We start from the raw sequence: 20,382 nt of genomic DNA, 5'->3' as shown, positions 1-20,382 counted from the left end.
AGGAGGCTTCGATGGTCACCCCGGAAGAAATCCTGTCGTTCTGGATCGACGAGGTCGGGCCGCAGGGCTGGTACGAGGGCAGCCAGGCGCTGGACGGAGCGATAAAGGATCGGTTCGGCGCCGTGTGGCAATCGGCGCAAAGCTCAGGCAGTTGCAGAAGGTGGATGACAAACCCGCGCAGCGCGCTGGCCTACATCATCCTGATGGACCAGTTCCCGCGCAACATGTTTCGCGGCACGGCGCAGGCATTCGAAAGCGACGGTATCGCGCTGGCCGCGGCCAAGCTGGCGATCGACCGCAAGTGGGATCTGCGCGTTCCCGAACCGGAGCGGCAGTTCTTCTACCTGCCGCTGATGCACTCGGAAAACCTGTGCGACCAGGAACGCTGCGTGCGATTGATGCATGAACGGATGCCGCAGAGCGGTGCGTCGAACCTTTTGCACGCCAAGGCGCACCGCGAGGTGATCCGCCTGTTCGGCCGCTTTCCCTATCGCAACGAGGCGCTTTCGCGCCGCTCGAGCACGCCCGAGCAGGACTATGTCAGCCACGGCGGCTATGGCCGTACCGTGGAGGAGTTGAAGGCCGGCTGATCCGGCCGCGCCCGCATTGAAGCGATGCCGCTGATAGTTTAACGTCAAACAATCAGCGGAATCGGAGGGCGCGCGCATGGCTGCCAAATCGTTTGACGTGATCGTGATCGGCGCTGGCCCGGGCGGATACGTGGCCGCGATCCGCGCGGCGCAACTGGGGCTGAGCGTCGCGATTGTCGAACGCGAGAACCTCGGCGGCATCTGTCTCAACTGGGGCTGCATCCCGACCAAGGCGCTGCTGCGTTCGGCCGAAGTTTTCCATTTGATGCACCGCGCCGGAGAATTCGGGCTCAAGGCCGGCGATATCGGCTTCGACTTGGGCGCGGTCGTGAAACGCTCGCGCAAGGTGGCCGGGCAGCTCAACAGCGGGGTGGGGCACCTGCTGAAAAAGAACAAGGTCACCGTGATCATGGGCGATGCGACGATCCCCGCCAAGGGCCGCGTCAGCGTCAAGACCGACAAGGGCAGCGAAGAGCTGCAGGCGCCCTCCATCATCGTCGCGACCGGCGCGCGGGCGCGTGACCTGCCGGGGCTGGAGGCCGACGGCGACCGGGTCTGGAATTACCGCCATGCGCTCGAAGCCTCGCGGATGCCCAAGAAGCTGCTGGTCATCGGCTCGGGTGCGATCGGGATCGAGTTCGCCAGCTTTTTCAACACCCTGGGCGCCAAAACCACGGTCGTCGAGGTGATGGACCGCATCCTGCCCGCCGAAGATGCCGAGATCGCCGATTTTGCCCACAAGCAGTTCACCAAGCAGGGCATGACGATTCTGTCCAAGGCCACCGTCAAGCAACTGGACCGCGCGAAAACCAAGGTGACCGCGCATATCGAAACCGGCGGCAAGGTCGAGAAGCACGACTTCGACACGGTGATTTCCGCGGTCGGCATCGTCGGTAACACCGAGGGGCTGGGCCTTGAGAACCTGGGCGTCAAGGTTGAACGCAGCCATATCGTGACCGACAAGCACTGCCGCACCGGGGTCGAGGGCATCTATGCCATCGGCGACATCGCCGGCGCGCCGTGGCTGGCGCACAAGGCCAGCCACGAAGGCGTGATGGTGGCCGAACTGATCGCCGGCGGCGACCCGCACCCGGTTGACCCCGACGCCATCGCCGGCTGCACCTACTGCCAGCCGCAGATCGCAAGCGTCGGCCTGACCGAGGCGCAGGCCAAGGAAAAGGGGCGCAAGATCAGGGTCGGCCGGTTTCCCTTCATCGGCAACGGCAAGGCCATCGCCCTGGGCGAGGCCGAGGGAATGGTCAAGACCATCTTCGACGCCGGCACCGGTGAGTTGCTGGGCGCGCACATGGTGGGCGCCGAGGTGACGGAACTGATCCAGGGCTATGTGGTGGGCCGCACGCTGGAGACCACCGAAGTGGAATTGATGAACAGCGTGTTCCCGCATCCGACGCTCAGCGAGATGATGCACGAATCGGTGTTGGACGCCTACGACCGCGCGATCCACTACTGAGGCGCCGCAGGGCGGGGCGGTTCAGCGCGTGCAGGGGCCGCCGGCGGCGATCCAGTCGTCCAGCCCGCCGATATTGTGCACCTCGGCGTAGCCCATTTGCCGCAACAGCCGCGCCGCCATGCCCGACCGCGCCCCGGTCGCGCAGTAAAGCGCCACCGGCTTGTCGGGCGACAGGCGTGCGTCGTGGTCGGGGTGACGCGGGTCGGCCACCATGGGCAGCCGCATCATCGGGATGTGCAGCGCGCCTTGTGCCTGTCCGGTGCGGGCCAGTTCGGCCGCGTCGCGAATGTCGATCAGGGTAACCGCCCCGGCGGCGATCTGGTCAATCAGCGTCTCGGGCAGCGTGGTCGTCGGGGCCGGGCGAAGGAAACCGGGCATGGGGTTGCTCCAGGCGATAGTGGCATTGGCGCGGTGATACCGGATCGCGATATCGACGTACAAGCACCCGGAGTAAATAAATGCGGAAATCGGCATATATTTTCCGCCGTGCCCGCATTTGCGCCATCGGGGCCCGCCAAATTATCATGCGTTCCTGAAATGTTCGCAGTTTCTGGTTGGCGATCCGGGTTTGCTCAACTATCTGTTAAGAGAAGCAAGCGGGGCTGTGATGGCGGAACTCAGGAAAATCGAGGTGCGTGGCGCGCGCGAGCACAACCTCAAGAGCATCGACGTGGACATCCCGCGCGACCGGCTGGTGGTGATCACCGGGCTGTCGGGGTCGGGCAAATCCTCGCTCGCGTTCGACACGATCTATGCCGAGGGGCAGCGCCGCTATGTCGAATCGCTGTCGGCCTATGCGCGGCAGTTCCTCGACATGATGCAGAAACCCGACGTCGACCATATCACCGGGCTGTCGCCGGCGATCTCGATCGAGCAGAAGACGACATCGAAAAATCCCCGCTCGACCGTCGGCACGGTGACGGAAATCTACGACTACCTGCGGCTGCTGTTCGCGCGCGCGGGCACACCCTACAGCCCGGCCACCGGCCTGCCCATCGAGGCGCAGCAGGTGCAGGACATGGTCGACCGCGTGATGGCGATGGAAGAGGGCACGCGCGCCTATCTTCTGGCCCCCGTCGTGCGCGACCGAAAGGGTGAATACCGCAAGGATTTCCTGGAGTTGCGCAAGCAGGGCTTCCAGCGGGTCAAGGTCGATGGCGAGTTTTTCGATCTCGACGAGCCGCCGGTGCTGGACAAGAAATTCCGCCACGACATCGACGTGGTGGTCGACCGGATCGTGGTGAAGGCGGGTATCGAAACCCGGCTGGCCGACAGCTTCCGCACGGCGCTGGACCTGGCCGACGGCATCGCGGTGCTGGAAACCGCGCCCCGCGAGGGCGAAGCCGAGCGGATTACGTTCTCGGAAAACTTCGCCTGTCCGGTCAGCGGTTTCACCATCCCCGAGATCGAGCCGCGGCTGTTTTCCTTCAACGCCCCCTTCGGCGCCTGCCCCGATTGCGACGGGCTGGGCAAGGAGTTGTTCTTCGACGAGAATCTCGTCGTTCCCGATAGCAGCCTGGCGATCGCCGATGGCGCCCTCGCGCCCTGGCGCAAGGGCAAGAGCCCCTATTTCCTGCAAACCATCGAGGCGATCGCCAAGCATTACGGGGTCAACAAGAACGCGCGCTGGCGCGACCTTCCGGAACAGGTGCAGCGGGTGTTCCTGTACGGGTCGGGCGACGACGAAATCCGCTTTCGCTATGACGAGGGCGGGCGGGTTTACCAGGTCAGCCGCGCCTTCGAGGGCGTCATTCCCAACATGGTGCGTCGCTACCGCGAGACCGACAGCGCCTGGGTGCGCGAGGAGTTCGAACGCTACCAGAACAACCGCCCCTGCGGCACCTGCCACGGCTACCGCCTGCGCCCCGAGGCGCTGGCGGTGCGCATCGGCGGGCTGCATATCGGGCATGTCACCGAGATGTCGATCTCGCAGGCGCACGCCTGGTGCCAGACGGTGCCCGAGCACCTCTCGGCGCAGAAGAACGAGATCGCGCGCGCCATCCTCAAGGAGATTCGCGAGCGGCTCGGGTTTCTCGTCAATGTCGGGCTGGAATACCTGACGCTGTCGCGCAACGCCGGCACGCTCTCGGGCGGGGAGGCGCAGCGCATCCGCCTGGCCAGCCAGATCGGCAGCGGCCTCACGGGCGTGCTTTACGTCCTCGACGAGCCGTCCATCGGGTTGCACCAGCGCGACAACGGTCGCCTGCTGGACACGCTCAAGAACCTGCGCGACCAGGGCAACACGGTGATCGTCGTCGAACACGACGAGGAAGCGATCCGCGCCGCCGACTACGTTTTCGACATCGGTCCCGGCGCCGGCGTGCACGGCGGACAGGTCGTCAGCCACGGTACCCCCGAAGAGGTGGCGGCGGATGCCGCATCGCTGACAGGGCAATACCTGTCGGGTGCGCGCGAAATAGCTGTGCCTTCCAAGCGTCGGAAAGGAAACGGAAAAAAGGTTACGGTGGTAGGCGCCAGCGGCAACAACCTGGACGACGTGACGGCCGAGTTCCCGTTGGGCAGACTGATCTGCGTCACCGGCGTGTCGGGTGGCGGCAAATCGACCCTGACCGTCGAGACGCTGTTCAAGACCGCGTCGATGCGGCTCAACGGGGCGCGCCAGACGCCGGCGCCCTGCGAGACGATCAAGGGGCTTGAGCACCTCGACAAGGTGATCGACATCGACCAGCGCCCCATCGGGCGCACGCCGCGCAGCAACCCGGCGACCTATACCGGCGCCTTCACCCCGATCCGCGACTGGTTCGCCGGCCTGCCCGAGGCCAAGGCACGCGGCTACAAACCGGGGCGGTTTTCCTTCAACGTCAAGGGCGGCCGCTGCGAGGCGTGCAAGGGCGACGGGGTCTTGAAAATCGAGATGAATTTCCTGCCCGACGTCTACGTGACCTGCGAGACCTGCAAGGGCGCGCGATACAACCGGGAAACCCTTGAAATATCGTTCAAGGGCAAGAGTATAGCCGACGTTCTTGATATGACGGTCGAAGAGGCGCAAACTTTTTTCAAGGCCGTGCCCAGCATCCGCGAGAAGATGGACGCGCTGATGCAGGTAGGTCTGGGCTATATCAAGGTGGGCCAGCAGGCGACGACGCTGTCGGGCGGCGAGGCGCAGCGCGTCAAGCTCAGCCGCGAACTGGCCAAGCGCGCGACCGGGCGCACGCTCTACATCCTGGACGAGCCGACGACCGGCCTGCATTTCGAGGACGTCAAGGCGCTGCTGGAGGTGCTGCACCACCTGGTCGAGGCGGGCAATACCGTGGTGGTGATCGAGCACAACCTCGACGTGATCAAGACCGCCGACTGGATTATCGACATCGGCCCCGAGGGCGGTGATGGCGGTGGCGAAATCGTTGCCACCGGCACCCCCGAGGAGGTGGCCGAAACCCCGCGCAGCCATACCGGACGCTACCTGCGCCCGATGCTGGCGGGGCGCACCATGGCGGCCGAGTAGGGGCCATGAAGAAAGGGGCGCCAAGCGCCCCTTTTTTGCATCCAGTCATGCCGCAAAGCTTACTTGCGGGGGCAGGTGTTCATCCCGAAGATCGAGTAAAGCGGGCAGCTTGAAACAATCCCGGTCGCCAGCGGGATGATCCCGAGCAGGTAGAGCCAGCTATACTTGGCATCCGGGTTGACGAAAAAGCCCGCGATCAGGGCCGCACCGATGACGATGCGCAGGATACGGTCGATGGTGCCGACGTTCTTGGTCATTGGAGTGTCTCCTTTTCCATGTTCACTGGCATCATGCTACACCGGTTCATCTGGTGTGTCTGCGATTTGGTCACAAGATCGCGTCGCCCCCCGCGTTTTCCGCGATGGTGCGCAGCGCCTCGAAGTCGGTCACGGTGACCCTTTCAACCACGACCGCGCTTTTCGAACCTGGGCAGCATGGCCGAGAAATCGCGCCCCTCGCCATTTTCGCGCTCGACGAACTCCTCGTAAAGCTCGGTGGCCAGCTTGCCCACGGGGGTGTCGGCATCGACTGTTTCGGCAGCCTGCTGGGCCAGCCGCAGATCCTTGAGCATCAACTCGGCCGCGAACCCGGGAGTGTAGTCATTGTCGGCGGGGCTTTTCGGGCCGATGCCGGGCGCCGGGCAATAGGTGTTCATCGACCAGGACTGCCCCGAGGACGTGGACACCACGTCGAACATCTTCTGGCGGTCGAGGCCCAGCTTGTCGGCCAGCGCGAAGGCCTCGCAGGTCACGATCATGGTCCCGGCCAGGATCATGTTGTTGCACATCTTGGCCGACTGCCCGGCGCCGGCCTCGCCGCACAGAACGGCCTTCTGACCCATCACCTCGAACAGCGGCGCGACCTTGTCAAAGCCGTCCTGCGTGCCGCCAACCATGAAGGTCAGCGTGCCCCCCGCGGCCCCGCCGATGCCGCCCGAGACCGGCGCGTCGAGGAAATGCACGCCCGCCTTGTCGGCCATCGCGGCCACGGCGCGAGTGTTGTCGACATCGCTGGTCGAGCTGTCCACCAGCACCGTGCCCGCCTGCATCACCGGCAGCACCTGTTCGGCGACGGCGTGCATGATGGCACCGTTGGGCAGCATGGTGATGACCACCTCGGCGCCGTTCGCGGCCTCCTCGACGGTGGCGGCGTTCGTGACGCCGTCGATTGCGACGTCGGCCATGTCGAACCCGGTGACGTCGTGCCCCGCCGCAGCCAGGTTGGCGGCCATCGGCCCGCCCATGTTGCCCAGCCCGATAAACCCGATTTTCATCTTGTCTCCTCCTCAAGATCGAGGGCGTCTTCGCCCAGTGGCATTAGCATCCGCGACACCGCCGTATCGGGCAGATCGTGGAGGTCGTGCTTCCAGTGCGGATCGCGGTCCTTGTCGATGATCGCGGCGCGGATGCCTTCCAGGAAGTCGCCATGTTCCATGGCGCGGAAGGTGAACCGGTATTCGAGGTCCAGCGCGCGCCTGATCTCGGCCGAGGGGCCGCGCAGGCGGTGGATCATCTCGATCGCGCAACCCATCGACAGGGGCGCGTTGCGACCCATCTGCTTGAGCGCGGCAGCCGCGAACGCGCCATCGTCGGCGCGCAGGCTGCGCAGGATGTCGCCCAGGGTTTCGCCGCCGAAATGGGTGGTGATGTCGTCCATGAGCGTACTCAGCTCCGAGGTCGGCGGCGCCTCCTTGCAGGGGCGCTCGGCCGCGTCGATGCGGCCGCTTTCGCACAGCTCCGCCACCATGTCAGGCCAGGCGTCGCGCGGCAGGCAGCCATCGGCGAAGCCCGCGAACACCGCGTCGCCGGCCGACATCCGCGTGGCGGTCACCCCCAGATATTCGCCCGCCCGGCCCGGCGCCCGCGCCAGCAGCAGCGAGCCGCCCACGTCGGGCACCAGCCCGATGCCGCATTCGGGCATCGCGATCTGCGCGCCGGGGTCGACGATGCGGTGGCTGGCATGGCAGCCCACACCGACGCCGCCGCCCATCACGAACCCCTGCATCAGGCTGACGACGGGTTTGGGGAATTCGAAGATCTTGGCGTTCATGCGGTATTCGTCGGACCAGAACCGCCGCCCATAGCCGTAATCGCCGGCCCGGCCCGTCCGGTACAGCTCGGCGATGTCGCCGCCGGCGCAGAATGCCTTGTCGCCGGCCGCGTCGATGATCAGCAATTCCACCGCCGCATCGTCGCGCCAGTCGTCCAGCGCCGCCTCGATCGCCAGGGACATCTCCCATGTCAGCGCGTTGAGCGCGCCCGGCCGGTTGAGCGTGATCCGCCCGGCGCGGCCCTCGGTGCGGATGTGGATGTCGGCGTCTTCGTGCGTCATCTCTCAGCGATCCGCCAGCATTTGCCGCGCCACGATCAGGCGCATGATCTCGTTGGTGCCTTCCAGTATCTCGTGAACGCGCAGATCGCGCACCAGCTTTTCGATCCCGTAATCGGCAAGGTAGCCGTAGCCACCGTGCAACTGAAGGCACTGGTTGACGGTTCTCGACCCCGCCTCGGTCACGAATTTCTTGGCCATGGCGCAGAATTTCGTCGCATCCGGGGCGTTCTGATCCAGCTTCCAGGCCGCCTGGCGCAGGAAGGTGCGCGCCGCCTGCATCTCGATCTCCATCTCGGCCAGGCGAAACTGCAACGCCTGGAACTGGTCGATGGACTGGCCGAACGCCTTGCGCTGGCCCATGTAATCCAGCGTCATGTCGAGCGCCGTTTGTGCCGCGCCCAGGCTGCACGCCGCGATGTTGAGCCGCCCGCCGTCCAGCCCGGCCATGGCGTACTTGAACCCCTTACCTTCCTCGCCCACCAGGTTGCCGGCGGGCACGGTGCAATCGTCGAACTGCACCTGGCGGGTCGGTTGGCTGCGCCAGCCCATCTTGTCTTCGAGCCCGCCGTAACTCAGCCCCTCGGTGCCCGCGTCCACGATCACCGTCGAGATGCCCTTGGCCCCCGCGTCGCCGGTGCGGCACATCACCACGTAGGCGTCGGAATAACCGCCGCCCGAGATGAACGCCTTGGTCCCGTTGAGCGTGTAGCCCTCGTTGGTGCGCGCGGCGCGGGTTTTCAGCGCCGCCGCGTCGCTGCCCGACCCGGGCTCGGTCAGGCAGTAGCTCAGCACCGTGTTCATCGACACGACGCCGGGCATGTAGCGCGCCTTGAGATCGTCGCTGCCGAAGGTGTCCAGCATCTTGGCGCACATGTTGTGGATCGACAAGAACGCCGCGACCGACGGGCAGGCCATCGACAGCGCCTCGAACACCAGCGTCGCATCCAGCCGGCCAAGCCCCGCGCCGCCGGTTTCCTCGGACACATACAGTCCGCCAAAGCCCAGCTCGGCGATCTCCGGCCACAGCTCCTTGGGGATGGTGCCGTCGGCCTCCCACGCGCGGGCATGGGGCGCGATGCGCTCCTGCCCGAAGGCATGAGCCATGTCGAAGATGGCGGTCTGTTCCTCGGTGAGGGCGAAATCCATGGCTTTCCTCCGCGCGGATGAAAATGAACGTGCGTTTAATTTTCCAGCCATGGGCGGCAATTTGCAAGGGCCGCGCTGCCCGCGCTCACGAATGTTTCTTCTGGCCGGAAATATCCTCGGGGGGAGTCCCTGGCCCCTTTTGGGGCCGGGGACGGGGGCAGACAGCCCCCTGATGCCGGCGGCGGGCTCAGTCCATCTGCTTGAAGTGGAACTCGCCGCCGTCCTTGATGCCCGAGGGCCAGCGCGCCGTCACCGTCTTGGTGCGGGTGTAGAACTTGAACGCGTCCGGCCCGTGCTGGTTGAGATCGCCGAACATGGATTTCTTCCAGCCGCCGAAGGTGTGATAGGCCAGCGGCACAGGGATCGGCACGTTGACGCCAATCATGCCCACGTTGACGCGGTTGGCGAAGTCGCGCGCCGCGTCGCCATCGCGGGTAAAGATGGCGGTGCCGTTGCCCATCTCGTGGTCCATCGCCAGTTTCAGCGCCTCCTCGTAGCTGCCCGCGCGCACCGTGCTCAGGACCGGGCCGAATATCTCCTGCTGGTAGATGTCCATATCGGGCGTCACCTTGTCGAAAAGGTGCGGGCCGACAAAGAAGCCGTCCTCGTAGCCCTGAAGCGAGAAATCGCGCCCGTCCACGACCAGATCGGCGCCCTGGTCGATGCCCGATTGGACCAGCCCCAGCACGCGCTTCTTGGCCTCGGGCGTCACCAGCGGGCCGTAATCCACGTCCGTTCCGGCGGTGTAGGGGCCGACCTTGAGCTTCTCGATGCGCGGCACCAGTTTCTCGATCAGGCGGTCGGCGGTCTCGTCGCCCACCGGCACGGCGACGGAAATCGCCATGCAGCGTTCGCCCGCCGCGCCGTAACCGGCGCCGACCAGCGCGTCGGCGGCCTGGTCCATGTCGGCGTCGGGCATCACGATCATGTGGTTCTTGGCGCCGCCGAAGCACTGCACGCGCTTGCCGTTCGAGCAGCCGCGCCCGTAGATGTATTCGGCGATCGGGGTCGAGCCGACGAAGCCGATCGACTGGATCACGTCGTTGTCGAGGATCGCATCGACCGCTTCCTTGTCGCCATTGACGACTTGCAGGATGCCCTTGGGCAGGCCGGCCTCTTCCATCAACTCGGCCAGCATCAGCGGCACCGAGGGGTCGCGCTCGGAAGGCTTGAGGATGAAGGCGTTGCCGCAGGCGATGGCCGGGGCGAACATCCACATCGGGATCATCGCCGGGAAGTTGAACGGCGTGATGCCGGCGGTAACGCCAAGCGCCTGGCGCATCGAGTAGATGTCGATGCCCGGCCCGGCGCCGTCGGTGTACTCGCCCTTCAGCAACTCGGGCGCACCGATGCAGAATTCCACCACTTCCAGCCCACGCTGGATGTCGCCCTTGGCGTCGGGGAAGGTCTTGCCGTGCTCGGCGCTGAGCGCCTCGGCCAGCTTGTCCATGTCGCGGTTGAGAAGCCCGACAAAGGCCATCAGCACGCGCGCCCTTCGTTGCGGGTTGGTCGCGGCCCAGGCGGGCTGGGCCTTGGCTGCGGCCTCGACGGCGCGCGCCATCTCGTCGGCATTCGCCAGTGGGCAGCGTGCCTGCACCTCGCCGGTGGCGGGGTTCCAGACGTCCGAAAAACGGCCTGATGTGCCTTTGACATGGGCGCCGTCGATGTAGTGGGTCAGCTCTTTCATGGGGTTCTCCTCCGCAATGATTGGCGCGAGGATAGCCTTGCAAAATTCCTATGAAAAGAGGCAAGGTTCCAAAAGGGTTTTGCATCTTTCGGGGTACGGAGACGCCATGCAGTGGGACGACATGCGGGTTTTTCTGGCCGTGGCCCGCGCCGAGAGCCTGTCGGGCGCCGGCAAGGTGCTGCGCGTCGACCCGGCCACGGTGGGCCGGCGCATCGCGCGGCTGGAACAGGAACTGGGCGCGCCGCTGTTCGCCAAAAGCCCGCAGGGCTATGCGCCAACGGATGCGGGCATGCGACTGATCGCGCACGCCGAGCGGGCCGAGCAGGCCATGGGTGCTGCGCGCGAGGAACTGGCCGGGCAGGAGGGGCGGCTGTCAGGGCAGATCCGCATCGGCGCCCCGGACGGCTGCGCCAATTTCCTGTTGCCACAGGTTTGCGCCGCGATCGCGCGCGACAACCCCGATCTGGATATCCACATCGTCGCGTTGCCGCGGGTGATCAACCTGTCCAAGCGCGAGGCCGACATGGCCATCGCCGTCAGCCCGCCGCAGGCCGGGCGGCTGTCGGTGCAGAAGATCACCGACTACCACCTGCACCTGGCGGCGTCGCGCGGCTATCTCAGGGACAACCCGCCCATCGAGACGCCGGCCGACCTGCGGGGCCATCGCGTCATCGGCTACATCCCCGACATGATCTTCGACAAGGAACTCGACTACCTGTCCGATCTCGGGGTCGAGCGCGTGCCGCTGGCCAGCAACTCGGTTTCGGTGCAGGTCAACTGGTTGCGCCACGGCGCCGGGTTGGGGGTGGTGCACGATTTCGCGTTGCCGATGTCGCACCCGCTGCGCAAGGTGCTGGCTGCGGAAATCGGCCTGACCCGCTCGTTCTACCTGATCCGGCACGCCGACGACCGGCGGCTGGAGCGGTTGAATCGCTTTGCATCCGCCCTGGTGAGCGGGCTGCGCGCCGAGGTGGGGCGGCTCGAATCGCTGACTTGACAGATCGTCGCGCGTGCCGGACGGTTGATGGTGCAAGGGCGCAAGCGGTGGAGGCCGGCATGCATGTTCAAACGATCCTGTCTTCGAAGGGCGACAGCGCGGTCGTCACGGTGAAACCCGATGATGCCATCGCCGACGTCGCGCAGATCCTGGCCGAGCGACGCATCGGCGGCGTGGTGGTATCGACCGACGGCAGCGATATCGTCGGCATTCTGTCGGAGCGCGACATCGTGCGGTCGCTGGCGCTGCGCGGTGCGGTCTGCCTGTCGGAACGGGCCGCCGACATGATGACCCGCAACCCCACTTGTTGCCACCGCGACGACAGCGCCCACGACGTGTTGCAGCGGATGACCGACGGCCGTTTCCGCCACATGCCGGTGGTCGACGAGGACCGCCTTGTCGGCATCGTGACGATCGGCGACGTGGTCAAGGCACGGCTTCAGGAACTGTCGCTGGAAAAGGATGCGTTGGAAGGCATGGTCAAGGGCTGGTAGCACCGCCCTTTTCCGGCTTGCATTTCCTGGCGCAATAATATTGCGTGCGCGCCAAGACTTGCGGCAAGGGGAGCCATCACATGCGCATCGGCCTTTATCCCGGCACGTTCGACCCCATCACGCTGGGCCATATCGACATCATCCGGCGCTCGGCCGCGCTGATCGACCGGCTGGTGATCGGCGTGGCGATCAACCGCGACAAGGGGCCGCTCTTCGATCTGGACGAGCGGGTCGCGATGATCGAGGCGGAAACCGCCAACCTGTCGCGCGACACCGGGATGGAGATCGTGGTTCACCCGTTCGAAAACCTGCTGATCGACTGCGCCCACGACGTGGGTGCGCGGGTGATCGTGCGCGGGCTGCGCGCGGTGACCGATTTCGAGTACGAATTCCAGATGGTCGGCATGAACCGTGCGCTCGACGACTCGGTCGAGACGGTGTTCTTGATGGCCGATGCCGAACACCAGGCGATCGCGTCGAAGCTGGTCAAGGAGATCGCCAGGCTTGACGGGGACGTGTCGAAATTCGTCACGCCCGCGGTGCGCCGGCACCTGCTCAAGCGGCTGGGCAAGGGGCAGGGCTGAGCCGGGCAGCCGCGCCGGCGCGCGCGCGCCCCCGCGCTCAGCGCCAGAAGGCGACCCATTCGATCAGTTCGGCGAACTTGCGCCCAAGGAACAGGGTGTTCTCCCACTCCCACAGCGTCGCATCGAGCACGAGGCAGAGCACGATCACGAGGCCCAGGAAAAGGGCGATCCGGTCGGTCATGGCGGGCGGCTCTCCTGTGGGGCGCTTCCCCCGCAGACTTGCCGCAAGCACCGCCCGCGCGCAAGGCCCGGCGTCGGATCGCTGGCTCAGTTGGTCTGGCCCATGGCGACGGCAACGTCGGCCATGCGGCACGAAAAGCCCCATTCGTTGTCGTACCATGCCAGCACCCGCACCAGACGCTTGCCGGTGACCTTGGTCTGGTCGGGCGCGAAGATCGAGCTTTCCTCGGTATGGTTGAAATCGACCGAGACCTTGGGCTCGGGATCGTAAGCCAGAACGCCCTTCATCGGCCCCGCCGCGGCGCGGGCCATGGCGTCGTTGATTTCCGACTCCGTGACGTCACGCGACGCCAGAAAGGTCAGGTCCACGGCCGAGACGTTGGGCGTGGGCACCCGGATGGCCGAGCCGTCGAGCTTGCCCTTGAGGTTGGGCAGCACCTCGCCCAGGGCCTTGGCCGCCCCCGTCGAGGTGGGGATCATCGCCATCGCGGCGGCGCGGGCGCGGTACAGATCGGCGTGCCGGCGGTCGAGCGTCGGCTGGTCGCCGGTATAGCTGTGCACGGTGGTCATGATGCCCGATTCGATGCCGACCGCCTGATCAAGGACCATGGCCAGGGGCGCCAGGCAGTTGGTGGTGCACGACCCGTTGGATACCATCGTGTCAGTGGCGCGCAGCTTGTCGTGGTTGACGCCGAAGACGACGGTGCGGTCAACGTTCTTGCCCGGCGCCGACAGCAGCACCTTGCGCGCGCCGCGCTCGATATGCTTGCGTGCCTTCAGCCCGTCGTTGAACTTGCCGGTGCATTCCATCACCACGTCCACGCCATCCCAGTCGAGCTGGTCCATGTCGTAGGTCGACACAACATCGAACCTGCCACGGCCCAGGTCCATCCAGCCGTCGCCGGTGTCCACCGTGCCGGGGAAGCGGCCATGCACCGAGTCGTAGCGGATCAGGTGTGCGGCGGTGTCCAGCGGCCCGGTGGCGTTGACCTTTACCACCTCGATGTCCTCGCGCGTGCTCTGCGCGATATGGGACAGCGTGCAGCGGCCGATCCGGCCGAATCCGTTGATGCCGACGGTGATGGTCATGCGGGGATCTCCTGTGCAGGTGGATTGGGGGCGATATACCTGCGCGTCGTGCGCTTCGAAAGGCGAAAAACGACGCCGCAGCAGCGTGTTAGCGCAAAATGCGATTGATTGCGCTAACACGTCCCCGTGCCCGTTCCCCGGATCGGGGCTTGCCGGTCGCGGCGATGACAGTAGGGTGAGGGAAAGCGGGGCCCCGACTCCGCGGCAAGATGGGAGGCGCGATATGAGCGGTTTGCTGGCCCTGTTGGACGATGTCGCGGCAATCGCCAAGGTGGCGGCGGCGTCGGTCGATGACGTCGTGGGCCAGGCTGCGAAGGCGGGATCGAAGGCCGCCGGCGCGATGATCGACGACGCGGCGGTGACGCCGAAATACCTGCACGGGTTCGATGCATCGCGCGAATTGCCCATCGTGTGGCGCATTGCCAAGGGGTCGCTCAAGAACAAGCTTCTCTACCTGCTGCCCGTCGGCCTGGCTCTGTCGGCCCTGGCGCCCTGGGCGATCCCGCCGCTGCTCATGCTGGGCGGCGCGTACCTGTGTTTCGAAGGGGCCGAGAAGATCGTTCATGTGCTGTTTCCGCACGCCGATCATGCGGTCGAGGCCGATTTCGACGTGGGCGATCCGGCCCACCTTGAGGAACGCAAGGCGGCCGGGGCCATCAAGACCGATTTCATCCTGTCGGCCGAGATCATGACCATCTCGCTGGCGGAAATCCCCAAGTCGACGCTGTGGGTCGAGGGGGCAGTGCTGGCCGTCGTGGGGATCGCGATCACGGTGATCGTTTATGGCGGCGTGGCGCTGATCGTGAAGGCCGACGATGTCGGGCTGCACATGGCCGAGCACGGGCGCTGGTGGCCGACGCGGCGGGCCGGGCAGGGCATCGTCAGGGCGATGCCGGGGGTGCTGAAGGCGCTGACGATCGTCGGCACGGCGGCGATGCTGTGGGTTGGCGGGGCGATCATCACCCATGGGCTTGAGCAACTGGGCCAGCCCATGGCGGCGCATCTGGTGGGTGATCTGGCTTCTGCCGGCGCCGCGATGGTTCCGCAAGCCGCGCAAGCGGCGGCGAACTGGACCATCGCGGCGGGGTTGAACGCCGTGGCGGGGCTGGCGCTTGGCCTGCTGTTGGTGCCGGTGGCGACGCGCGCCATCGTGCCGGCATGGCAGGCACTGACCGGCGGGCGCGGGTGAAGGCGATTTTTTCGCGTCACGCCCTGAATTCCGCAAGATTCGGTGTTATCTTGTCCGCGACGCAGCCAGGAGAGCGACATGAACGTCAATTCCATAGTCAACATGGTAGTTCGCATGGTCATGCGCATGGTCATGCAAAAGGGCATCAGCGCCGGTGTCGACAAGTTCGCCAAACGCAAGGGCAAGTCGGCGCAGGCGGGTCAGGGTGACGCTGCGCAGCGCGACGGGCAGGGCGGCGACTACAACGATCCCGAGATGAACAAGCGCACCCGCCAAAGCCTGCGGGTCGGGCGGCGCATGGGCAAGTTCTGAGCGCGCGGGCCTGCCGCCTCAGGCGCTCGTGAAATGCTTGCTGAGCTTGAGGCCCTGGCCTTGGTAATTCGACGCGATCCCTGCGCCGTATAGCTGATCGGGTGGCTCGGACATGTGTTCATAGACCAGTCGGCCCACGCTCTGCCCGTGTTCCAGGATGAAGGGCGTTTCGTGGCAGCGCACTTCAAGCACGCCGCGCGCCCCTGCGCCGCCGGCCGCGTCGTGGCCGAAACCGGGGTCGAAGAAGCCCGCGTAGTGTACCCGGAATTCGCCCACCATGGCCAGGTAGGGGGCCATTTCCGCCGCATAGGCGGGCGGGATGTGTACTGCCTCGCGGCTCACCAGGATGTAGAACGCGCCGGGGTCGAGGATGATGCGCCCCTGGTCGCCGTGCAATTCCTCCCAGAAATCGCGCGGGTCGTAATGCGCGATTCGATCGAGGTCGATCACCCCGGTATGGGGCTTGGCGCGATACCCCACCAGGTTGTTCGACGTGCCGGCCAGATCGACCGAGAATCCCAAGCCGCCGTCAACCACCGCCGCGCCGTCGACCAGCGGCGTTCTGGCGTGCAGCGCGCGCAAGGCGTCGTCCGAGAGGGTTGCGTGGCCGTCGCGGAACCGGATCTGGTTGAGCCGCATCCCCGAGCGCACCAGCACCGAGAACGACAGCGGGCAGATCTCGGCATAGAGCGGGCCGTTGTAGCCCGGCGATACGCGGTCGAACTCGACCCCGCCATCGGTGATGGTGCGCGTGAGGATATCCAGACGACCGGTCGAGCTTTTGGCGTTGGCGACGGCATGTACGTGATCGGGCAGCGCCAGGTGCTCCATCAGCGGCACGACATAGACGCAGCCCTTTTCCAGGACCGCGCCGGCGCTGAGATCGACGCGGTGCATTTCGACCTGCGCCAGCCGCTCGGCCACGCTGGCCCCCGATCCGGCAAGGAACGAGGCGCGCACCCGGTAGGCCGTGGTGCCGAGCCGCAAATCCAGGCTGGCGGGCTGCACCTGATCGGGCGTGATAGCGGGGTCGGCGGCGATCTCGCCTGCCTCGATCATGCGGCGCAACTGTTGTGAAGGAATGACGCCGCTCATTCGGCCCCCCGCATCGCCATTGCCGCTTTGCGCCCGCATGCGCAGCTGCGGTTGCACTGTGATGAATTGGTCGGGCTAGCAGGACTCGAACCTGCGACCTTCCGTCCCCCAGACGGACGCGCTACCAGGCTGCGCCATAGCCCGACGATGCCGCTTTCATACCGTTTCTGTGCGTCAGGGCAAGGGGAAATCGGCACTTTCTGATTACCCGTCGCGGGCCTCGTCGCCGCGGCTGTGCACGGCGATCAACTGGTCCAGAAGGACGCGCACGCGGGCGCAGTTCGGGGGCGGCACAGAGGTATCGAGGGCAGCAATCCGCGCAAGCAGGGCGGGCGCGTCATCGGACCCGGCGGCGGGGCCGCCGGCCGCGCGCCTGTCCTTCGGGGCTGCATCCTCGTCGCGCGCCGCCGCGACCGGTGCATCCGCGGCTACCTTGCCCGGGGTCTTGTCGGCATCCGAAGGCGCGGGCGCTTCGGTCGGGGCCGCGGCGGGCGTGTCGGCGCCGGCGGGCTGCTCGGTGACGTCAGCCCCGGTCGCGCCCGCATGCCCAGACGGCGCTGCCTCCGGCTGCTTTGCATCGGTCATCGCCGCGTCTGCCTTCGGCGTGTCGGCATCGCCCTGGTTCGTCGGTTTCGCGTCGTCCTCGGGGGTGTCGGGCGCGGCGGTGGCGTGATCGTCCTCTTCGTTGAACAGATCGGGCGTGTCGGGGGCGTGCCCCGCTGTGTCCGCGTCCTGCGCCGCTTCTGGCGCCTGCGTCGGGGTATCGCCGGTGGCGGCGGGGTCGGTATCGGGTTCGGGGCGCGCGCCGCCGGCACGCGGCGCCGCGGTGCTGTCGGTCGGGAATGTCAGTACACGGGCGCTGTCGGGCGCTTGCGCGGGAACGTCGATGGTGTCGGCGTCATCGCCAAGCGCCGAGGTGGCCAGCGCGTCCTCGAGCGGGTCGGACAGGTCGGCGACATACTTGACGCCGTGTTCGCGCAGTACCTTCTGCACGCCCTTGATGGTCATCCCCTCGTCGTGCAGCAGTTTCTTGATGCCCCCCAGCAGCAGCATGTCCTGCGGCCGGTAATAGCGGCGCCCGCCGGCGCGCTTGACCGGTTTGATCTGCGCGAACTTGCTTTCCCAGAACCGCAGCACATGGGCTGGCCGGTCGAGCCATTCCGCCACCTCGCTGATGGTACGAAAGGCGTCGGGTGATTTTCCGCCCATATGCGCCCCCGGTTATCGTCGCTTCAACGTTTGTTTCCTTCGGCGACACGTTCCTTCATCAGGTGCGAGGGCCGGAAGGTCAGAACGCGGCGAGGGCTGATCGGCACTTCCTCGCCGGTCTTGGGGTTGCGACCGACGCGGGCCGCCTTGTCGCGCACCGAGAAGGTGCCGAAGGACGATACCTTGACCTGTTCGCCGTCGACGAGGGCGTCCGACATGTGGGTCAGCACGCTTTCCACGATCTGTGCCGAGTCGTTGCGCGAAAGACCTACTTCGCGAAAGATGGCTTCGCTCAGATCCATGCGGGTTAGTGTCTTTTCGCTCATGCCGGTGTCCCCCGTTTTGGTGAACAATAGGGGGTAGTCAATTTCCGAGTCAATATCAACGACTTGGGCGTCATGCTTTAGGGCTGTCGGCGCGGGTGTGAATTCGCCGATTTTCGCCTTACCAGCGCAGCACCACCGCGCCCCAGGCAAGACCGCCGCCGATTGCCTCGGTGACCAGGAGATCGCCCTGCTTGATCTGCCCGCGGTCACGGCCCACCGACAGCGCCAGCGGGATGGAGGCGGCCGAGGTGTTGCCGTGGTCCTGAACGGTGACGACCACGTTGTCCATCGGCAGGTTCATCTTTTTCGCGGTGCCCTGGATGATACGTATGTTGGCCTGGTGCGGCACGATCCAGTCGACGTCGCCACTGTCGAGCCCGGCTTTGTCCAGCGCGCTTTGCGCGGTGGCGGCCAGCTTGTCGATGGCGTGGCGGAACACTTCACGGCCCTGCATGCGCAACTGCCCGGTCGTGCCCGTCGACACCCCGCCGTCGACATACAGGATGTCGCGGTAACGCCCGTCGGAGTGCAGGTCCGTGGCCAGTATGCCGCGGTCGGCGGCGGTGCCTTCGCCCGACTCGGCACCCAGCACCAGCGCGCCGGCCCCGTCGCCGAACAGCACGCAGGTGCCGCGATCGGTCCAGTCCATGATGCGGCTGAAGGTTTCCGCGCCGATGACCAGCACCCGCTCGGCCTGTCCCGAGGCGATCAGCGCGCTGGCATTGGCCAGGGCATAGACGAATCCCGCACAAACCGCCTGCACGTCGAAGGCGAATCCCTGCGTCATGCCCAGATTGGCCTGCACCATCGTGGCGGCGGCGGGGAAGGTCAGATCGGCGGTCGAAGTGGCCAGGATGATCGCGTCAATGTCGCCGGGCTGCAGCCCGGCGTCGTCGAGCGCGGCGCGCGCGGCGCGGGTGGCCAGTTGCGAGGTGGTTTCACCCTCGGCCGCGAAATGGCGCCGCTCGATCCCCGAGCGGGCGCGAATCCATTCGTCGTTGGTGTCGAGCGTCTTTTCGAATTCACTGTTGGGCACGACGCGTTCCGGCAGGTAGTGCCCGACACCCTGGACCACGGCGCGGCGGATCATGTCTTGTCACCATCTGTGGTTTGATCTGGCGATGCATCATCGGCCAGCGCGGGGGCCGATGCAACCCGCGCCGCGAGTTTTTCCGAGAACCCCGACTGCGCCAGATCGAAGGCCAGCTTGACAGCGGCGGATATGCCCGTGGCGTCGGCGGCGCCATGGGATTTGACCACCGTCCCGTTGAGCCCGAGGAACACGCCGCCATTGGCGCGACGGGGGTCCATGCGTTTGCCGAGTCGCCGCAGCGAGGTGTAGGCAAGCACCGAGGCCAGCCGTGACAGCGGCGTGTGGCGGAACGCCTCGCGCAGCAATTCCAGGATCAGGGTGGCGGTGCCTTCGCCGGTCTTGATCGCAACGTTGCCGGTGAACCCGTCGGTGACGATCACGTCGCAGATATCGCCGGGAATGTCCTTGCCCTCGACAAAGCCGACATAATCGAAATTGGCGCGCGGGGCGAAATCGGTGATCAGCGCGTGCGCCTCGTGCAGTTCGGGCCGGCCCTTGTGTTCCTCGGTGCCGACATTGAGCAAGCCGATGCGCGGGCGTGGCAGGTCAAGCCCGTTGCGGGCATAGGAGGCGCCCATCAGCGCGTATTGCAGCAGGTCGCGGGCATCGGCGCGCACGTCGGCGCCGACATCGAGCATGACGTTGAACTGCTGGGGGTTGCGCGATGGCCAGTGGATCGCGATGGCGGGGCGGTTGACGTCGGGCATCTTGCGCAGCCGCATCATCGACAGCGCCATCAGCGCCCCGGTATTGCCGCAGGAGACGCACACCTCGGCCTCGCCGGCGCGCACCGATTCCAGCGCCGACCACATCGAGGTACCCTTGCCGTGGCGCATGACCTGGCTGGGCTTGTCTTTCATCTGCACCACGTCTTGCGCGTCGCGGACCTCGCATCGCCCGGCGAGCACCTTTCGCTTCGCCGTCAGCTGCTCCAGCTCGGCGCGCGGGCCATGCAGGATGAACCGGATCGCCGCATTCTTGCGAGCCGATTGCGCGACTCCCGCCACGACGGCCGCGGCCCCGAGATCGCCGCCCATGGCATCGACGGATATCGTGACGTGCCCGGCGTCTGGGTTTGAGTGATCCTGCCCCGCGGTCATCTGGACGCCCGCTTTGTTGAGGT

21 protein-coding genes and 1 tRNA gene are annotated in these 20,382 nt (G+C 66.2%); 8 read left to right on the top strand and 14 right to left on the bottom strand.

Features of this window, described 5'->3' with window-relative positions:
* The first annotated feature begins 11 nt into the window (after nucleotides 1-11).
* Together Q0L89_RS05545 and lpdA are read left to right on the top strand one after the other, a co-directional pair.
* Nucleotides 12-590 (top strand): DUF924 family protein, encoded by a 579-nt coding sequence (locus Q0L89_RS05545; protein WP_296763161.1) that lies wholly within the window; start codon nucleotides 12-14, stop codon nucleotides 588-590.
* A 76-nt stretch (nucleotides 591-666) separates the two neighbouring features.
* Entirely contained in the window at nucleotides 667-2,061 is a 1,395-nt protein-coding gene (gene lpdA / locus Q0L89_RS05540) for a dihydrolipoyl dehydrogenase (RefSeq protein ID WP_296763160.1), read from the top strand.
* Between the two features lie 21 nt (nucleotides 2,062-2,082).
* Here lpdA and Q0L89_RS05535 read toward each other — a convergent pair whose 3' ends face one another.
* Nucleotides 2,083-2,439 (bottom strand): rhodanese-like domain-containing protein, encoded by a 357-nt coding sequence (locus Q0L89_RS05535; protein WP_296763159.1) that lies wholly within the window; start codon nucleotides 2,437-2,439, stop codon nucleotides 2,083-2,085.
* A 229-nt stretch (nucleotides 2,440-2,668) separates the two neighbouring features.
* Here Q0L89_RS05535 and uvrA point away from each other — a divergent pair, with 229 nt between their 5' ends.
* On the top strand, nucleotides 2,669-5,527 hold the full coding sequence (uvrA, locus tag Q0L89_RS05530; RefSeq protein WP_296763158.1) for an excinuclease ABC subunit UvrA: 2,859 nt from the start codon (nucleotides 2,669-2,671) through the stop codon (nucleotides 5,525-5,527).
* Nucleotides 5,528-5,586: 59 nt separating this feature from the next.
* Here uvrA and Q0L89_RS05525 read toward each other — a convergent pair whose 3' ends face one another.
* From Q0L89_RS05525 to Q0L89_RS05505, 5 genes are all read right to left on the bottom strand, one after another.
* Complete coding sequence (locus Q0L89_RS05525; RefSeq protein WP_296763157.1) at nucleotides 5,587-5,784, bottom strand: DUF2892 domain-containing protein; 198 nt, start codon at nucleotides 5,782-5,784, stop codon at nucleotides 5,587-5,589.
* A gap of 143 nt (nucleotides 5,785-5,927) precedes the next feature.
* A complete protein-coding gene (gene mmsB, locus Q0L89_RS05520; RefSeq protein ID WP_296763156.1) occupies nucleotides 5,928-6,800 on the bottom strand; it encodes a 3-hydroxyisobutyrate dehydrogenase in 873 nt (290 codons plus the stop codon).
* Complete coding sequence (locus Q0L89_RS05515; RefSeq protein ID WP_296763155.1) at nucleotides 6,797-7,858, bottom strand: enoyl-CoA hydratase/isomerase family protein; 1,062 nt, start codon at nucleotides 7,856-7,858, stop codon at nucleotides 6,797-6,799. Before Q0L89_RS05515 ends, mmsB begins: the two co-directional genes overlap by 4 nt.
* A 3-nt stretch (nucleotides 7,859-7,861) precedes the next feature.
* Nucleotides 7,862-9,004, bottom strand: a complete 1,143-nt coding sequence (locus Q0L89_RS05510) for an acyl-CoA dehydrogenase family protein (protein WP_296763154.1) — start codon at nucleotides 9,002-9,004, stop codon at nucleotides 7,862-7,864.
* Between the two features lie 187 nt (nucleotides 9,005-9,191).
* A complete protein-coding gene (locus tag Q0L89_RS05505) occupies nucleotides 9,192-10,691 on the bottom strand; it encodes a CoA-acylating methylmalonate-semialdehyde dehydrogenase (RefSeq protein WP_296763153.1) in 1,500 nt (499 codons plus the stop codon).
* 106 nt (nucleotides 10,692-10,797) lie between these two features.
* Between Q0L89_RS05505 and Q0L89_RS05500 the strand changes: the two genes are divergently transcribed.
* The 3 genes from Q0L89_RS05500 to coaD all read left to right on the top strand — a co-directional run bounded on the left by Q0L89_RS05500 (nucleotide 10,798) and on the right by coaD (nucleotide 12,766).
* On the top strand, nucleotides 10,798-11,688 hold the full coding sequence (locus Q0L89_RS05500) for a LysR family transcriptional regulator (protein WP_296763152.1): 891 nt from the start codon (nucleotides 10,798-10,800) through the stop codon (nucleotides 11,686-11,688).
* Nucleotides 11,689-11,747: 59 nt separating this feature from the next.
* Nucleotides 11,748-12,182, top strand: a complete 435-nt coding sequence (locus Q0L89_RS05495) for a CBS domain-containing protein (RefSeq protein ID WP_296763151.1) — start codon at nucleotides 11,748-11,750, stop codon at nucleotides 12,180-12,182.
* Nucleotides 12,183-12,262: 80 nt separating this feature from the next.
* Nucleotides 12,263-12,766 (top strand): pantetheine-phosphate adenylyltransferase, encoded by a 504-nt coding sequence (gene coaD, locus Q0L89_RS05490; protein ID WP_296763150.1) that lies wholly within the window; start codon nucleotides 12,263-12,265, stop codon nucleotides 12,764-12,766.
* A gap of 37 nt (nucleotides 12,767-12,803) precedes the next feature.
* On the opposite strand, the gene Q0L89_RS05485 is transcribed toward coaD, so the two are convergent.
* Together Q0L89_RS05485 and gap are read right to left on the bottom strand one after the other, a co-directional pair.
* The gene (locus Q0L89_RS05485) at nucleotides 12,804-12,947 is read right to left on the bottom strand and encodes a hypothetical protein (RefSeq protein ID WP_296763149.1); all 144 of its coding nucleotides are present in this window, start codon (nucleotides 12,945-12,947) and stop codon (nucleotides 12,804-12,806) included.
* An 86-nt stretch (nucleotides 12,948-13,033) separates the two neighbouring features.
* Entirely contained in the window at nucleotides 13,034-14,035 is a 1,002-nt protein-coding gene (gap, locus tag Q0L89_RS05480) for a type I glyceraldehyde-3-phosphate dehydrogenase (protein WP_296763148.1), read from the bottom strand.
* Nucleotides 14,036-14,258: 223 nt separating this feature from the next.
* Between gap and Q0L89_RS05475 the strand changes: the two genes are divergently transcribed.
* Nucleotides 14,259-15,224: a DUF808 domain-containing protein gene (locus tag Q0L89_RS05475; protein ID WP_296763147.1), complete on the top strand. Its 966-nt coding sequence runs from the start codon at nucleotides 14,259-14,261 to the stop codon at nucleotides 15,222-15,224.
* Nucleotides 15,225-15,302: 78 nt separating this feature from the next.
* The gene (locus Q0L89_RS05470) at nucleotides 15,303-15,536 is read left to right on the top strand and encodes a hypothetical protein (RefSeq protein ID WP_296763146.1); all 234 of its coding nucleotides are present in this window, start codon (nucleotides 15,303-15,305) and stop codon (nucleotides 15,534-15,536) included.
* 18 nt (nucleotides 15,537-15,554) lie between these two features.
* On the opposite strand, the gene Q0L89_RS05465 is transcribed toward Q0L89_RS05470, so the two are convergent.
* The 6 genes from Q0L89_RS05465 to plsX form a co-directional block, all read right to left on the bottom strand.
* Complete coding sequence (locus Q0L89_RS05465) at nucleotides 15,555-16,631, bottom strand: 2'-deoxycytidine 5'-triphosphate deaminase (RefSeq protein ID WP_296763145.1); 1,077 nt, start codon at nucleotides 16,629-16,631, stop codon at nucleotides 15,555-15,557.
* A gap of 67 nt (nucleotides 16,632-16,698) precedes the next feature.
* Nucleotides 16,699-16,775: transfer RNA gene (locus Q0L89_RS05460), tRNA-Pro, on the bottom strand.
* 60 nt (nucleotides 16,776-16,835) lie between these two features.
* Nucleotides 16,836-17,840: a MerR family transcriptional regulator gene (locus Q0L89_RS05455; RefSeq protein ID WP_296763144.1), complete on the bottom strand. Its 1,005-nt coding sequence runs from the start codon at nucleotides 17,838-17,840 to the stop codon at nucleotides 16,836-16,838.
* Between the two features lie 23 nt (nucleotides 17,841-17,863).
* Nucleotides 17,864-18,166 (bottom strand): integration host factor subunit alpha, encoded by a 303-nt coding sequence (gene ihfA, locus Q0L89_RS05450; protein WP_296763143.1) that lies wholly within the window; start codon nucleotides 18,164-18,166, stop codon nucleotides 17,864-17,866.
* Nucleotides 18,167-18,284: 118 nt separating this feature from the next.
* Nucleotides 18,285-19,256 carry a beta-ketoacyl-ACP synthase III gene (locus Q0L89_RS05445; RefSeq protein ID WP_296763142.1) on the bottom strand — a complete coding sequence of 324 codons (972 nt, stop codon included), beginning with the start codon at nucleotides 19,254-19,256 and terminating at the stop codon, nucleotides 18,285-18,287.
* Entirely contained in the window at nucleotides 19,253-20,359 is a 1,107-nt protein-coding gene (gene plsX / locus Q0L89_RS05440) for a phosphate acyltransferase PlsX (protein ID WP_296763141.1), read from the bottom strand. The genes Q0L89_RS05445 and plsX overlap by 4 nt, the downstream gene beginning before the upstream one ends.
* Between the last annotated feature and the right edge of the window lie 23 nt (nucleotides 20,360-20,382).

Source organism: Sediminimonas sp., assembly GCF_024637375.1.
Classification (GTDB): Bacteria; Pseudomonadota; Alphaproteobacteria; order Rhodobacterales; family Rhodobacteraceae; genus Sediminimonas.
The sequence above is the reverse complement of the archived record's forward strand: the minus strand, read 5'-3'. Positions and strand labels throughout refer to the sequence as shown.